Here is a 15,350-nt window from a genome sequence, read left to right as displayed (position 1 = left end):
AAATAGTTTGCTATGAAACTTAAAGAACTTACCAAAGCCGAAGAACAGATCATGCAGATACTGTGGCAATTAAAAGAAGGGATAGTAAAAGATATTATCGAGAAGATCCCTGAGCCCAAACCCGCCTATAACACGGTATCAACTGTAGTTAGAGTGTTGGAAGGTAAAGGATTCATCGACCATAAAGCCTATGGCAACTCGCACGTGTACTTCCCCCTCATTAGTGAGGACGACTACAAGAAGTTTACGTTTGATAAGCTGATGAGCAACTACTTTGATAATTCCTATAAGAGCCTGGTATCGTTCATCGCCGATGAAAAAGACCTTGGCTTGAAAGAACTGGATGAACTTACCGAACTGATTAACAAACTTAAATCTCAAAAAAAATGAGCTGGTTGCATTACCTTATCGAGGCAAATATATACCTGGGCGTATTTTATTTGTGCTATTGCCTGTTTCTGATTCGCGATACGCATTATACTTTAAGTCGCGTTTACTTGATTTTTAGTTGCGTAGTAGCCTTTGTGCTGCCCGTTACCCAACTCAGCATCCTTAAACCCGCCGAAATTATAGCGCCGTTGATAGAGGAACCAACATTTACAGGCTCAGTTATCCACCCTGTAATAAACGCCCCTACAGCCGCCGCGCCTGCGTCTAAAATCACCTTTGATGATGTAGTAATTAATTTATACGTTGCAGGTGTGGCCCTTGCACTTTTGGTGCTGATTTTCCGCCTGCGTAAGTTGTACATCCTTACCCGTAAAAACCAGGCGTTAGATACAAACCAATATAAGTTGGTTAAACTTAAAGATAAAAACACCGCCTTCTCTTTTTTTAACTACCTGTTCATTGGCAGCAATGTGCCACAACCCGAAACCGTTATAGCGCACGAATTGGTGCACATCCGCCAAAAGCACTCGGCAGATATAATTTTCCTGGAGATAGTAAAAATTTTTAACTGGTTTAACCCCTTTATCTACCTGATACAGCGCAGCCTTAAAACCATTCATGAATACATAGCCGACGAGCAAACCGCTGCCCACGAGCAGGACACCCTCGCCTACTCTTCTTTTTTATTGAACAACGCCTACGGCATACAGGGAAATTCTATAGCGCATTCATTTTTCAATTATAACCTATTAAAAAAGAGGATCATTATGTTAAACAAAAATCGATCGGGTAAGTTAGCAAGGCTAAAGTACTTGGCAGCCGTCCCGCTTTGCGCGGGCATGCTGTGCGCATCAACACTGGTGTTTAGTAAAGATTATGGCTTTATTGAACTGGCTCCGAGGAAAGCAAAGGCTATAAAACCAGCTATCGATAGTGCTAAATACACTTTAAAAGTAACTGAAAAACGAAGTGGCATCACTGTAATATCAGACAAGATGGTGCACACTGATGAAAAAACAGGTGAAAAAACTACTTATACCCCCGCTAATCTTACTCCTGAAAAGCAAGCAGAGGCGTTGAAAAACGGTGGGTTTATCATCGAGCGCATTGTAAGAACCGATAGCGCGACACACACCCTGCAATTAACAGCACCCGATGGCACCAAAGGCACATCAGATATCGTAATGGTTGAGGATGCCAAAACAAATTTTAAACACACCTATACCGTAAACACACTATCTGATAATGATAAAAAAGAGTTAAAAGCACGCGGCTACAACCTTGCCATTATTGAGCGCCCCAAAGAACTGGCTGATACCGGGAAACGCCCGCCACCGCCTCCTGCACCGCCAAAACAAAACCGTATGCCGCCACCGCCAGCTCCCCCTAAAGTAAAGGACCAGGTAAAGCTCCCGCTGCCGGCGCGCCCTAATGTAAAAGATCAAATAAAACTTCCGCCGCCACCGCCGCCGATCGAAAACAAAAAGCTAAAAGGCGTAAAATCCCCGCCAGCTGTTTCTATAGTGATAGATACCCCGGTTGTTAACAGGAATGCTACAAGTCTGGTAAGGCCGGTCCCAACGTCAACAGTGCCGGCAGTTGAGAAATTAATCCCTGGCAATCGTGTACAAATACGTTCATATTTAAACTTGAATGATTGGGCTTATGACAGTCTTTCCAATCACCTGTTAAACGCATTGGTTTATCCTAAAAAAGCGAGAGAAAATAATACTGTAGGTAATGTTATCGTGTCTTACAAAGTAAACAGTAATCACAAGATCAATGGCATTAAGCTTGTAAAAAGCATAGGAGGTGGTTGTGACGAACAGATGACGGCTGCCTTAAACTCGTTTAAAGGCCAAATAAACATCTCGCCGGGAGAATATTTAATTTCCGGCAGTTTTAATATTGCCGGCAAAGACGGGTTTCATTCAGCAGGGCTGGTTGATCAAAAAATTGAAGAAAAAGTTAATTATGCAGGAGTGGTATTAATTGTTGGGCTTAACGACTACTCTACCCCTTCACGTAAATAACCTCCTTGGTTTCAAAAAACTCCTCCTCAAAGTAGTCTTTGAGATGATATTGCTGAACGGCTAAACCCGCTTCGGCAATTTCTTGTGTAAGGTCGCCACCCTTTAAATACAGGATTCCGTTAGCTAATTTATTGTTAGATCTTTTGTTGAATTTGCCCTTTACCCAGGGGTAAAAATCTTTTAGCTGCGTAACCGCGCGCGACACAACAAAATCAAACTGCTCCTTAATCTCTTCAGCACGGGCATGGGTGCCCTTAACGTTCTGCAACCCCAAAGCAGCGGCAACTTCGTTAACTACCTTTATTTTTTTGCCGATAGAATCAACCAAATGGAAATTAGTTTCGGGGAACATAATAGCCAGTGGAATGCCGGGGAAACCACCGCCGGTACCAACATCTAACACGTTTTCGCCGGGTAAAAAGGTCATCACCTTAGCAATGCCTAACGAGTGTAGCACGTGGCGTTCGTAAAGCAAGTCGATATCCTTACGGGATATCACGTTTATCTGGCTGTTCCAAAGACTGTAAAGCTCTTTTAACTGAGCAAACTGTGCTTGTTGCCCGGCTGTTATTTCGGGGAAGTATTTAAGCAGGATATCAGATGTCATCCTTATTATGTCGGTTAATGATGTTACCTAACAGGTATCTCGCCCTAAACAATTGTGCCTTAACGGTGCCCAAAGGCAAGTCGAGCTGTTGCGCTATCTCCTCGTACGACAACTCGTCGAAGTAACGCAATGTTATCAGGTTACGATAACGGATGGGTAAACTCTCTATCAGTAATTTAAGTTCTTCGGTTTGCTGTTTTTTGATGGAAAACTCCTCGGGGTTTAGTATATCCGATTTTATTTGCAGCGGCTTTTCGTCACCATCCTCATCAAGCATCCCATGTATCGACTGCGTATTCAGTTTTTTCTTACGGATAAAATCGATACAATTATTGGTAGCCACGCGGAAAAGCCAGGTACTAAAGGCATACTCGGGCTGATATTTTTCCAGCTTTTCAAAGGCTTTGGCAAAGGTTTCTACGGTAAGGTCGTTGGCATCTTCCTTATTGTTCACCATCTTCAGCACCATAAAGTAAATAGAATCTTTATAGCGGTGCATCAGGTCGGCATAAGCTTTTTGGCTTCCCTCCCTTGCCTTTACAACCAGGTGAAAATCGTTCTTCGCATTCTCGGTGAAATTTTTATTTATTTCCATCTGGTGGTTTTAATAAAGGTACCTATCAATCCAAACACGTTTAAATATATATAATATATCATATCAACAAAAGGCAATGACCATACCAGATCACCGCAAGCCAACCGTTTAAATACCTTGCGGTAAATAATTAGCTGTAGTGCTAACCTAAAAACCACTACGCCAATGGCTAATAGCGGTTCAAACTTAAACACCAGGCACAATATAAATAAAACGTAAAATAAAAAGCCGCTTACCGCATCAAAACTAAGCATGCGCCTGTGGTTATTTTTATACAGTTTACCAACACCCATGTGCCTTTTCTTTTGCCTAAACCAGCTGCCCAAAGTTGTTTTGGCATCGGTATAAGTAAAAGTATCGGGGTGTATCTCAATTACGGTATTTGTTGCTGTTGAGTTTTGGTTTACAAAAAGGTCGTCATCACCGGATATTACGTGCATGTGCGCCGCAAAACCCTTCGCCCCAAAAAATAATGTTTTGGTATAGGCCAGGTTACGGCCAATGCCCATATAAGCGTTACCATTTAGCGCTGCCGACAGATAATTGAGCGCGGTTTTCAACGTCTCGAACCTGACGAACGGGTTTAACAAATTACCGGTATGGGTATATGGCGAGTAGCCTAAAATGATCTGCGTATCGCCGATGAATTTAGCCGCCATGCGGGTTATCCAGTTTAAAGTAGCGGGCTTGCAATCGGCATCGGTAAATAAAAGGTGCTCGTGTTTAGCAGCTTTAATGCCCAGGGTTAACGCGAATTTTTTTCCGGTTTTGAAGCGTACATGCTCGGTAATGGTCACCACCTTAAGGTGCGCAAACTCGCGCTGGATATCCTGCAAAACCTCGTGAGAGTTATCGCTCGAGCAATCGTTTATTACAACTACCTCGTAATCGGGGTAATTTTGCTGTAGTATATAAGGTAAGTTTTGTATAAGGTTGCGTGCCTCATTACGGGCGCTGATAATAACAGAAATTGCCACACCCGGGGCAGGCATTTTATCCTGCGGGGTGTAGCGCATTAGCTTGCTGTGATTACTAATGAGGTAATACAGCTGTACAATAAAACATAACTGAAATAAAACAAATAATGCCTCTTGTATATAACCTTCCAAACCCCTTAATAATAAGGTGCAAAGTTGTTAAAAAAGGTTGTAATGTTGTCATGTTTTAAAGCTGAAATGTTAACATATTTTATATTAAAGGTATTACTTCATCAAAATGTGCAAAACATTTAGCTATCAGCAACAAACATTACCACTTTGCTACCTTTAAAGGTTACAACAATAAGGTAGCTTTTGTTAATTTTGTGCCGATAAATGAAATTTAATTTAACAGCACACGATCCTCTTTCTAAGGCCCGCGCGGGCGAGGTTACTACAGACCACGGGGTTATACAAACGCCTATTTTTATGCCTGTTGGCACAGCCGGCACGGTAAAAGCAGTCCACCAGCGCGAGTTGAAAGACGATATTAAGGCACAGATCATCTTAGGGAACACCTACCACCTATACTTACGGCCGGGGTTAAACACGATTGAACAGGCCGGCGGCCTACACAAATTTAACGGCTGGGAAGCCCCTATTTTAACGGATAGCGGAGGCTACCAGGTATATTCGCTTACCGAGGTACGTAAGATAAAGGAAGAGGGCGTAACCTTTCGTTCGCATGTAGATGGGTCTAAACATCTGTTTACGGCCGAGAATGTGATGGATATCCAGCGCACTATTGGTGCCGATATCATTATGGCTTTTGATGAATGTACGCCTTACCCCTGCGATTATAATTACGCAAAACGATCTATAGAGATGACGCACCGCTGGCTTAAGCGCTGTTGCGACCGTTTTGATGCTACCCAACCTAAATACGGGTACGATCAAACGCTGTTCCCTATTGTACAGGGATCTGTTTATAAGGATCTGCGCATCCGTTCTGCCGAGGTTATCGCTTCTTTTGAACGCGAAGGTAATGCCATTGGTGGCCTTAGCGTAGGCGAACCGGCCGAAGAGATGTACGCCATGACAGAGGTAGTGTGTAATATACTGCCCGAACATAAACCGCGTTACCTGATGGGTGTAGGCACGCCAATTAACCTGCTGGAAAACATAGCCTTAGGCATTGATATGTTTGATTGTGTTATGCCTACCCGTAACGCACGCAACGGCATGTTGTTCACCAAAAATGGCGTCATGAACATGCGTAACGAAAAGTGGAAGAACGATTTTAGCGCCATTGAGGCCGATAGCGACCTTTATGCCGATACCTGCTACAGCAAAGCTTACTTGCGCCACCTGATCCATAGCGGCGAAATGTTGGGGGCGCAGATAGCAACTTTGCATAACTTGCACTTTTACATCTGGTTAGTTCAGGAAGCACGCAATAAAATCATCAGCGGTGAGTTTTACGACTGGAAGAAAGTTATGGTAACCCGTTTAGGCCAAAGATTATAAATGAAACGCTTTTTAGATAAGTATTTAACCATTATCGATTCCTTTATCATGAGGAAATATCTGGGCACATTTGTGTTTACGCTGGGTATTTTTTTGGTGATATCGGTAGTGTTTGATGTTTCTGAACACTTGGACAATTTTTTGGGTGATGCTACTACCATACATGATGTGATATTTGTTTATTACGCCGGGTTTATCCCGTTTTATATGATGCTGCTATCACCGCTCATCAACTTTTTAGCTGTAATTTTCTTCACGGCGAAGATGGCCAACCAAACCGAAATTGTGCCCATCTTAACCAGCAAGGCCAGTTTTTATCGTTTTACAAGGCCCTATATCATATCGGCATCATTGATATTTGTTATTTCTCTGCTCTTAAATATCTACGTTTTACCTTATACAAACAAGCTAAAAGTATCTTTTGAGAGTTCGCATTTCTTTAAAAACGACGACCCTTCCAAGAGCGAAGTGCACATACAATTGGATAAACGCACCTTTGTTTACCTCCAAACTTACGACCCAAACTTAAAAACAGGGTACAATTTTACGCTCGAAAAATTTGATGGCGATGAGCTAAAAGAGAAGTTGACAGCAACCAGTGTAAAGTACGATTCGCTTAAAAATAAGTGGACGCTGAATATGGCAACTATACGTTATGTAAACGGTTTAAAAGAAACTTTAAAAACAAATTTACCCCCTATAGATACCGCCTTAGACATGCGTCCAATTGACTTTGAAGCCCATGATAATGTGATAAGCAACATTTACGGCACTATGAGTTTAGCAGTGTTGAACCAGGGAATAGAGAAAGAAAAGACTCGCAGCACTGGCGTAATTGTTGACATGCAATTTGAAAAATACAGGCGGTTTGTAGAGCCCTTATCCACCTTTGTACTCACCTGTATTGGCGTTGCCATCTCTTCCAGAAAGGTGCGCGGGGGTGTTGGCCTACCCCTGGGGATTGGTATTTTCATCTGTTTTACCTACATTGTAGTTAACAAATTCGCGTTGGTTTTTGCCATAAAAGGAGGCTTCCCACCCCTCATAGCAGTGCTTACACCTAGCCTCATTTTTGGTACATTAGCCTACATCCTTATCATTAAAGCACCCAAATAATGACCGAAACAGGGGCTAATTTGGGGCGAAAAAAGGTGATTCCGGGACTAAATAAAAACCTTTTAATACTCCATTTTACCGTTTTTATCTGGGGATTTACCGGCATATTGGGCCAGGCTATCACCATATCTGCGGTAAATTTAGTTTGGTACCGGGTGCTAATTGCCGCAGTATCGTTGTTTCTATACTTCAAATTCAGCAAAACCGCGTTCAAAATAGAGGCTAAAACGATACTAAAATTGGCTTTTACTGGCGCTTTAGTGGGCGGCCATTGGATCCTATTTTTCGCTTCTATCAAACTTTCCACCATCCCGGTGGCCTTGGTTTGCTTGTCTTCCATTACACTTTTTACCGCTATTTTTGAGCCACTGATCAACAAAACACGCATCTCAAAAATGGAGATCATAGCCGGAATTTTAATTATTACCGGCATTGTTTTGATCTTTAAATTCGAATCTAAATACACTAAGGGTATTATAGCAGGCCTAATTAGCGCTATTCTTGCAAGCCTGTTTTCCATCATCAACAGCCGTTTTGTAAAGAAACTGGAAGCCCCTGTGATTGCTTTTTATGAGCTAAGCGGCGCCCTTTTATGGATCACTATTTACCTTTTTGTAACAGGTGGGCTCATTGAATTTGCCTTACCAAACCTATCTGATATTGGTTACCTTGTTATCCTTGGCACCGTATGTACAGCGCTTGCCTATGTTGCGGGCGTATCGGTAATGCGCGAAATTTCGGCCTTTAAGGTAGCACTTGTTACCAACCTGGAGCCTGTATATGGCATCATTATGTCGTTCCTTTTCTTTGGCGAGATGAATAAAATGTCCGCTGGTTTTTGGGTAGGCTCTGCTATTATCCTTTCTACAGTCTTCCTTTTTCCTGTCGCCCAGAAGCAAGTAGCTAAGCGCCGTAACCGTTAATCTGCCGTTTTGCTCTAACTAATTACGCCCGTAATTCACCTCAAATCTCCAGGGTAGGGGCAAAGTAAACTTCAATATCTAAGGCATTTTAAGCCATTCTAAGCCATCTTATATTTTAGCGATACATCTTCCCGCCACAACAAATCCGAGGGAAACTGACGCATTTTTTAAAATCAAATAGTGTATTGAAATTGATTACAGTTTTTATTTACAAACAGCACGGAAGAGTGGTATATTTTTACAAAAACATTTGAATATAAAAATTATAGTAATTATATATATACTTGAAAATCAAATATTTATTAAGTACATATAAATTATTAATTAACGCATATCAAATTTAAAAAATAAGCAAATACTAAAAATAATAGCAATTGCCTTTTTCGAAGTTAAATACACCGCTTAGTGGATTATAAATGAGGTATTTATATCAAGTTAAATAAAGTATAAACTTAATTTGTTAAAACAGTCAATTTTCAGGAAGAAAGTGTACCGAAGTCCGGATGTGAGATTTTATAGAAACTGGTACAAGTGCAGATCTTGTATACCAATTTGATTTTCGAGCGAAATTTCAGGCTTAAAAATTAACGCACAATCGATTGACATAACGCGATTATCGTGCCATAAAAATTGATGAAATTTGGTGGCCAAATCAAGGCGGGCATCTGCATGTTAGAATATTGAAGAGTTGATTTTTCGCGAGCCCGGCCACCTCCTACGGTTCAAATATTTATCCGGTGTTTAATGTCGCTCGAGATCCAACATTTTAAAAACACGTTTTAAAATCGCATCTTGTAGAAACTAAAACCAGGGGGAGAAAAAATGAGCATTAAAAATATTATCGCGCTTGTAATTGTGGTGTTGCTAACCATCATCATTATGCAAAACACTGATGAGGTAAAGTTCACAATTCTATTCTCTACTACCTATATGTCTAAGGTGCCGGTAATGACGGCCATCGCGGTTGCAGCGTTTATTTTAGGCGTATTGGTGGGCCGCCCAAAAAACAAGAAATACAACATCAGCGAGCACTACGATGAGCTACACGCCGATGAAGATAAAACTACACTAAGTGACGAAGACCGGGAATATATCAGCAAAGATTAGATAGGAGTTTTAAGACCTAAGATTTGAGATAGCTGTACACCCCATGCCTTGTTACACATTTTCAAAAACCTGGTAGTTTTCTTTCATATTCCCAAGGTCTGGCAATGTCTCAAAAATACCAAAAACTGACGCCCCGCTCCCGCTCATACTGGCGTATATGGCGCCATGCTCGTACAGTTCTGCTTTTACGCCACGTATAACGGGATGATCGCGGAAGATATGGGCCTCAAAGTCATTCTTAATCTGCCCTCTCCATGCTGTAAGGGGCGTTTTTACCTGGTCGTATAACGAATCGCGAACCGCGGCAGGTTTTACGCCTCTGTAGGCTTCTGCGGTAGATACGTGCTCATCGGGCATCACCAATACAATTTTGTAGGCGGACAAGTCGAGATTGATAGGTTCGAACTCATCTCCCTTCTCAAACGCGAATACCGGTTTGTTGCGGATGAAGAAAGCGCAGTCGGCACCAAGCATCCGTGCGTATTCTTCCATGCGGTCATCGCTTAGCCCAAGGCCAAATTTATCGCTCATCAATTTAATGAAAAACCCCGCATCGGCAGATCCTCCTCCAAGTCCCGCACCTATCGGGATATTCTTCTCCAGAAAAATTTTTACCGGCGGCAGGTCGTGGTCTTTTTTTAACAAATGGTAACCTTTGATACAAAGGTTGTCTTCCATCGTCCCGGGAATGTCTAAACCAGATAATTCGAAACTCAGTTTATCAGCCTCTACCACTTCCAGCACATCATTAATTTTGATGGGGTAAAAAACGGTTTCCAGGTCGTGGTAACCATCGGGGCGGCGGGCAATAATGTTAAGGCCTATATTTATTTTGGCGTTGGGAAATGCTATCATCAAAAATTCAATTAACACCGCATGTATTTATACACATCAGTAGGATACCAAAAATAGATTATTTTTATTTGTAGTGTTTTATAAAGTGAATGGGAGATTGGTTTCTTAATGCCAACTAAATAATAGTTATGGATTGTTGGTTTCGTCCAAAAGATCGGAAATCACTAATTCAACAATTCACGAAATCAATAATTATCCTAAAATGAAACAGTACCTCGACCTGATGCAGCATGTGATGGAGAACGGAGCGCAAAAGCATGACCGCACAGGTACAGGCACTCTTAGCGTTTTTGGCTACCAAATGCGTTTTAATTTACAAGATGGTTTCCCGATGGTGACAACAAAGAAGCTACACCTAAAATCTATCATCCATGAACTGATCTGGTTTTTAACCGGCGATACCAATATCCAGTACCTGAAAGATAACGGCGTACGCATTTGGGACGATTGGGCAGACGAGAGCGGCAACCTTGGCCCGGTGTACGGTTACCAATGGCGCAGCTGGCCAACACCAGATGGCGGCCACATAGACCAGATAACCCAGGTGGTAAACCAAATTAAAAACAACCCGGATTCGCGCCGCATGATGGTATCGGCGTGGAACGTGGCCGATGTAAACCAAATGGCCCTTCCACCCTGCCACAGCTTGTTTCAGTTTTACGTACAACCTGCTGATGCATCAAAAGGCGAAACAAGGGGCAAACTATCCTGCCAGCTTTACCAGCGTAGTGCCGATATATTTTTAGGCGTTCCCTTCAACATCGCGTCATACGCATTGCTCACCATGATGATGGCACAGGTATGCGACCTTAACTACGGCGACTTTATCCACACCTTTGGCGACGCGCACATTTACAATAATCACCTGGAGCAAGCCGCGCTGCAACTAAGCCGCGACCCAAGGCCATTGCCAACCATGAAAATAAACCCCGATGTAAAAAGCATCTTCGATTTTAAGTTTGAAGATTTCACCCTGGAGAACTATGACCCGCACCCGCATATTAAAGGGGTTGTTGCGGTTTAAGTTGTAAATTTGTAAATTTGATGTTATGAGTACTGCAGAATTAAAAGAAGAGATCCAGAAAGCTATTGGGCAAATCCCAGAGAGTGCCCCTGAAAATTTGCTGCAAGAAGTTTTAGGTTATATACAAGACGTGAACACTAAAATTGCAGAGAAAGCAAAGCGCGCCGAATATGTTAAAGAAATAATTGCTGAGGACGAAGAAGTATTCAGGAAGCTTGCACAATGATTGATTTACAGGAAGTCGAAAAATATCATAACGGTTTAATTGATCAATTTGGCGGAAGTAAGGGATTTAGGGACATTGCTGGTTTAGAGGCTGCAATAGCCAGGCCCTACATGACGTTTGACCAGCAAGAACTTTATCCAACAGCCATTGAAAAGGCTGCTGCTATATTTGAAAGTCTTATTATCAATCACCCTTTTATGGATGGCAATAAGCGTATAGCTTACCTATTGCTTCGCGTTACTCTGCGGGAAGAAAACATATCCATGGTGGCATCGCAAAAAGAAAAATATAACATGGCCATAGCCGCGAGTATGGGCCAAATAAACTTCGATCAAATTAAAGATTGGATCACTCGGCATTCAATTAAAACCCAATGACCATTTCAATCATAGTAGCCATAGCCCAAAACTACGCCATTGGCAAAAACAATCAGTTACTTTGGCATATGCCGAAGGACCTGAAACATTTTAAAGAGATTACATCAGGGCGCACCATTATTATGGGGCGCAAAACTTACGAGTCGGTTGGTAAACCGCTGCCAAACCGCCGCAATATAGTGGTGACCAGGCAGGATATTCAAATCCCCGGCTGCGAGGTTGTAAAATCCATTGAAGAGGGCCTGAGCCTTTGCGCGCAAGAGGACGAGGTATTTATTGGTGGAGGTGCCGAGATCTACCGCCAGGCGATGGATAAAACCGACCGTATTTACCTTACCATCATCCATAAAGAATTTGATGCTGATACCTTTTTCCCCGAAATTGACTACTTGAAATGGGACGAAGCAAGCCGGGAATACAACGAGCCGGATGAGAAAAACCCGCTTCCCTATTCATTTATTACACTAAACCGGCGATAACAAAAACTCAGATTATTTTGTTTCAATTAAAAATTTCAGGCTTGTGAAATTTTATTAGATTTGCCGTCTTATTTAAAAAGCTTATAAACTAATTAATTACATATTTAATTCGCGATGCAAGGTAAAGGGGTTATTAAATTTTTCGCCATTCTGCTGGCTGTGGTATGTTTATACCAGCTTTCATTTACATGGGTGGCCCACAAAGTTGAGAATGATGCCAAAGCGTATTCTAAAGGCAATCCTGATAAGGAAAAAGCCTATCTCGATTCTGTTTCAACACTACCGGTTTACCCGGTTTTTGGCCATACTTACCAGTATTGTGTAGACAGGGAACTTGCCCTGGGCCTCGATTTAAAAGGCGGTATGAACGTTACGATGCAAATTTCGTTACGCGAGCTGGTGACTTCGTTATCAAACAACAATGCCGATGTTGCCTTTAACCAAGCTTTAACAAACGCGCAAACCCGCAGCGTAACCGAGCAAAAAGATTATATTACCCTTTTTGTTGACGAGTATGAGAAATTGGCACCAAACAGTAAACTTGCCGCCATATTTGCAAATAGCAACAACCAGGATAAATTAAAATTCAATTCATCAAACAGCGAAGTTGAGACTTACCTGAAAGACCAGGCATCTACAGCGGTACAACAATCTTACACGGTATTACATACCCGTATAGATCAGTTTGGTGTTACCCAACCGAACATCCAACTGCAAAAAAGTACCAACCGGATCTTAATTGAGTTACCGGGTGTTAAGGAGCCTGAGCGTGTGCGCAAGCTTTTGTCAGGAACTGCTAAATTGGAGTTTTATCAAACTTATGATAACACCGAGGTTTACGGCCTGTTAAACAACATTAATGGCTTATTAGCTGCTAAAGCAAAAACTGCGGCCCCTAAAAAAGACACTGTAAAAGCAGACACTACTAAAGCAAAACTTGCAGGTACTTCCAAACCAACAACTGCAAAAGATTCTGCCGCTTCGTTACTAAGCAAATTAAAAAATGCTGCTACCGGTAAAGATTCTGCAGGTTTGAATAAAACACAAATTGCCGCGCAAAACCCGCTGTTCGCGGTAATGTCGCCGGTTACTGTTCAGGGCCAGGATGGACAGCAGCAATTAAGCCAAGGCCCTGTAGTAGGTTACTCTGCAGTTAAAGACACCGCTAAGGTTAACACATACCTGCACAGTGCAGATATGAAATCTGTTATTCCGCAAAACATGAAATTCCTTTGGGGTGTAAAACCTATAAAAAACACAAAGGTATTTGAACTATATGCTATTAAACTGGCGGGTGCCGAAAATGGCCCGGTATTATCAGGTGATGTAATAAACGATGCACGTGCCGATGTAGATCAGCAAAAGGGCGGCTTTGAGGTTACCATGTATATGAACGCCCAGGGTGCCCAAAAATGGAAAACCGTTACTGCCGAAGCTGCGGCGTCAGCACAAAAAAGGGCTATCGCTATCGTGTTAGATGATAACGTGTACTCTGCCCCTAACGTTCAAAATGAAATCTCCGGTGGTGTATCATCAATATCCGGTGGTAACTTTACACAAGAAGATACAAAAGATTTAGCCAACATCCTTAAAGCAGGCCGCTTACCGGCACCTGCCCGTATCATTGGCGAGGAAGTTGTAGGCCCATCATTAGGCCAGGAGGCGATCAACGCAGGTTTACTATCATGTGTACTTGGTTTAGTGGTTATCCTTATCTTTATGATAGCTTACTACAAACGTGCAGGTACGGTAGCTGTAATAGCGGTATTGATTAACGTATTTTTCCTGATTGGTGTACTGGTAAGTATCCGTGCGGTGTTAACACTGCCTGGTATAGCCGGCATAATCCTGATATTAGGTGTTGCAGTTGATGCTAACGTATTGGTTTACGAGCGCGTGCGCGAAGAGCTTGGTTTAGGCAAATCTATTCGTATAGCGGTTGCAGATGGTTTTAAACATGCTTTACCGTCTATTTTGGATGCCAACATCAGTACATTTTTAACAGGTGTTATCTTGTTCTTATTTGGCAGCGGCCCTATACAGGGTTTTGCAACTACATTGATGATAGGTATTATAACAACCTTGTTCTGTTCTTTATTGATCTCGAGGTTGATTTTTGAATTTATGTTAGAAAAAGGCTGGGACATCACCTTCTCACGCCCATGGAGCTCACATACTTTCAAAAACGCCAACTATGCGTTTGTTAAAAACCGTTACAAATTCTATATCTTCTCTGGTATATTTATCGTCGCTGGTTTAATATCAATGGCAACTCGTGGTTTTAACTATGGTGTAGATTTTGGTGGTGGCCACACGTACGTCATCAAGTTTGACCGCCCGGTTACTACCGAGCAGATCCACGAATCTATCGATGGTGTTATTGGCCATGGCGCCGAGGTTAAAACTTACGGTACTGATAATAAAATGAGTATCAACACCAACTACCTTATCAATGATAACTCTGCAACTGCGGATGATAAAGTAGAAGATGCCCTTATTAAAGCTTTAGCTGCTAACCCGGCTACCAAAATTGAGAAAAGCCAGATATTAAGCCACCAAAAAGTGGAGGCTACTATAGCAAACGAAATTAAGGCTTCTGCTAAGTGGACCATCATTTTAGCTATCATCGTAATCTCTGCTTATATATTGATCAGGTTCCGTAAATGGCAGTTTAGCCTTGGTGCGATGATCGCTACCGCGCACGATTCATTGCTGGTACTTTCGTTCTTCTCGTTATTTAAAGACGTACTTCCGTTCTCTTTAGATATCGACCAGGCGTTTATCGCGGCATTGCTTACCGTTATTGGTTATTCAATTAACGATACCGTGGTAGTATTTGACCGTATCCGCGAGTTCTTATTGAACGAGAAAAATACCGATCCGAAAGAAGTAATCAATCACGCTATTAACAATACCTTAAGCCGTACCATTATTACTGCATTTACAGTGATATTGATATTGGTGATATTGTTCATATTTGGTGGCGATGTTATCAAAGGCTTCTCGTTCGCGTTGCTAATTGGTGTTATTTTTGGTACTTATTCTTCGATATGTGTAGCCTCACCGGTTATCATCGACTTTGGAAAGAAAGACCTGAAATAGTCATTTCAACATAAAAATCAAAGGCTCCAAAGAACATTTGGAGCCTTTTTTGTTTACAACTATAGCCACTTG

The 15,350-nt window shown here is 42.0% G+C and carries 15 protein-coding genes; 11 read left to right on the top strand and 4 right to left on the bottom strand.

The window, feature by feature from the left end; all coding sequences use genetic code 11:
* Window positions 1-12: 12 nt before the first annotated feature.
* Together ACVW0P_RS05900 and ACVW0P_RS05895 are read left to right on the top strand one after the other, a co-directional pair.
* Entirely contained in the window at window positions 13-390 is a 378-nt protein-coding gene (locus ACVW0P_RS05900; RefSeq protein WP_457131261.1) for a BlaI/MecI/CopY family transcriptional regulator, read from the top strand.
* A complete protein-coding gene (locus ACVW0P_RS05895) occupies window positions 387-2,423 on the top strand; it encodes a M56 family metallopeptidase (protein ID WP_457131260.1) in 2,037 nt (678 codons plus the stop codon). The genes ACVW0P_RS05900 and ACVW0P_RS05895 overlap by 4 nt, the downstream gene beginning before the upstream one ends.
* Here ACVW0P_RS05895 and rsmG read toward each other — a convergent pair.
* The 3 genes from rsmG to ACVW0P_RS05880 are packed head-to-tail and all read right to left on the bottom strand — an operon-like array spanning window position 2,404 to window position 4,641.
* Window positions 2,404-3,030 carry a 16S rRNA (guanine(527)-N(7))-methyltransferase RsmG gene (gene rsmG, locus ACVW0P_RS05890; protein ID WP_457131259.1) on the bottom strand — a complete coding sequence of 209 codons (627 nt, stop codon included), beginning with the start codon at window positions 3,028-3,030 and terminating at the stop codon, window positions 2,404-2,406. The two genes, ACVW0P_RS05895 and rsmG, sit on opposite strands and share 20 nt — an antisense overlap.
* Window positions 3,020-3,625, bottom strand: coding sequence for an RNA polymerase sigma factor (locus ACVW0P_RS05885; protein WP_354429516.1), 606 nt, complete (start codon window positions 3,623-3,625; stop codon window positions 3,020-3,022). Before ACVW0P_RS05885 ends, rsmG begins: the two co-directional genes overlap by 11 nt.
* Entirely contained in the window at window positions 3,616-4,641 is a 1,026-nt protein-coding gene (locus ACVW0P_RS05880) for a glycosyltransferase (protein WP_457131258.1), read from the bottom strand. The genes ACVW0P_RS05885 and ACVW0P_RS05880 overlap by 10 nt, the downstream gene beginning before the upstream one ends.
* 297 nt (window positions 4,642-4,938) lie before the next feature.
* On the opposite strand from ACVW0P_RS05880, the gene tgt reads away from it, so the two are divergent.
* The 4 genes from tgt to ACVW0P_RS05860 all read left to right on the top strand — a co-directional run bounded on the left by tgt (window position 4,939) and on the right by ACVW0P_RS05860 (window position 9,215).
* Entirely contained in the window at window positions 4,939-6,069 is a 1,131-nt protein-coding gene (tgt, locus tag ACVW0P_RS05875; RefSeq protein WP_457131257.1) for a tRNA guanosine(34) transglycosylase Tgt, read from the top strand.
* The gene (locus ACVW0P_RS05870; RefSeq protein ID WP_354429510.1) at window positions 6,070-7,185 is read left to right on the top strand and encodes an LptF/LptG family permease; all 1,116 of its coding nucleotides are present in this window, start codon (window positions 6,070-6,072) and stop codon (window positions 7,183-7,185) included.
* Window positions 7,185-8,108: a DMT family transporter gene (locus tag ACVW0P_RS05865; protein ID WP_457131256.1), complete on the top strand. Its 924-nt coding sequence runs from the start codon at window positions 7,185-7,187 to the stop codon at window positions 8,106-8,108. Before ACVW0P_RS05870 ends, ACVW0P_RS05865 begins: the two co-directional genes overlap by 1 nt.
* A gap of 822 nt (window positions 8,109-8,930) precedes the next feature.
* Window positions 8,931-9,215, top strand: coding sequence for a hypothetical protein (locus ACVW0P_RS05860; RefSeq protein ID WP_354429506.1), 285 nt, complete (start codon window positions 8,931-8,933; stop codon window positions 9,213-9,215).
* Window positions 9,216-9,266: 51 nt separating this feature from the next.
* Here the strand turns inward: ACVW0P_RS05860 and ispE are convergent, their stop codons facing one another.
* Window positions 9,267-10,070 (bottom strand): 4-(cytidine 5'-diphospho)-2-C-methyl-D-erythritol kinase, encoded by an 804-nt coding sequence (gene ispE / locus ACVW0P_RS05855; protein WP_457131255.1) that lies wholly within the window; start codon window positions 10,068-10,070, stop codon window positions 9,267-9,269.
* 202 nt (window positions 10,071-10,272) lie between these two features.
* Between ispE and ACVW0P_RS05850 the strand changes: the two genes are divergently transcribed.
* The 5 genes from ACVW0P_RS05850 (at window position 10,273) to secDF (ending at window position 15,278) form a co-directional block, all read left to right on the top strand.
* Window positions 10,273-11,094 (top strand): thymidylate synthase, encoded by an 822-nt coding sequence (locus tag ACVW0P_RS05850; protein ID WP_457131254.1) that lies wholly within the window; start codon window positions 10,273-10,275, stop codon window positions 11,092-11,094.
* A gap of 25 nt (window positions 11,095-11,119) precedes the next feature.
* Window positions 11,120-11,320, top strand: coding sequence for a hypothetical protein (locus ACVW0P_RS05845; protein ID WP_354429501.1), 201 nt, complete (start codon window positions 11,120-11,122; stop codon window positions 11,318-11,320).
* Complete coding sequence (locus ACVW0P_RS05840; protein WP_457131253.1) at window positions 11,317-11,697, top strand: type II toxin-antitoxin system death-on-curing family toxin; 381 nt, start codon at window positions 11,317-11,319, stop codon at window positions 11,695-11,697. Before ACVW0P_RS05845 ends, ACVW0P_RS05840 begins: the two co-directional genes overlap by 4 nt.
* A complete protein-coding gene (locus ACVW0P_RS05835) occupies window positions 11,694-12,176 on the top strand; it encodes a dihydrofolate reductase (protein WP_457131252.1) in 483 nt (160 codons plus the stop codon). The genes ACVW0P_RS05840 and ACVW0P_RS05835 overlap by 4 nt, the downstream gene beginning before the upstream one ends.
* 114 nt (window positions 12,177-12,290) lie before the next feature.
* Window positions 12,291-15,278, top strand: a complete 2,988-nt coding sequence (secDF, locus tag ACVW0P_RS05830; RefSeq protein ID WP_457131251.1) for a protein translocase subunit SecDF — start codon at window positions 12,291-12,293, stop codon at window positions 15,276-15,278.
* Window positions 15,279-15,350 lie beyond the last annotated feature (72 nt).

It is taken from the genome of Mucilaginibacter sp. UYNi724 (genome assembly GCF_054057495.1).
This window is presented reverse-complemented; position numbering and strand designations above follow the sequence as displayed.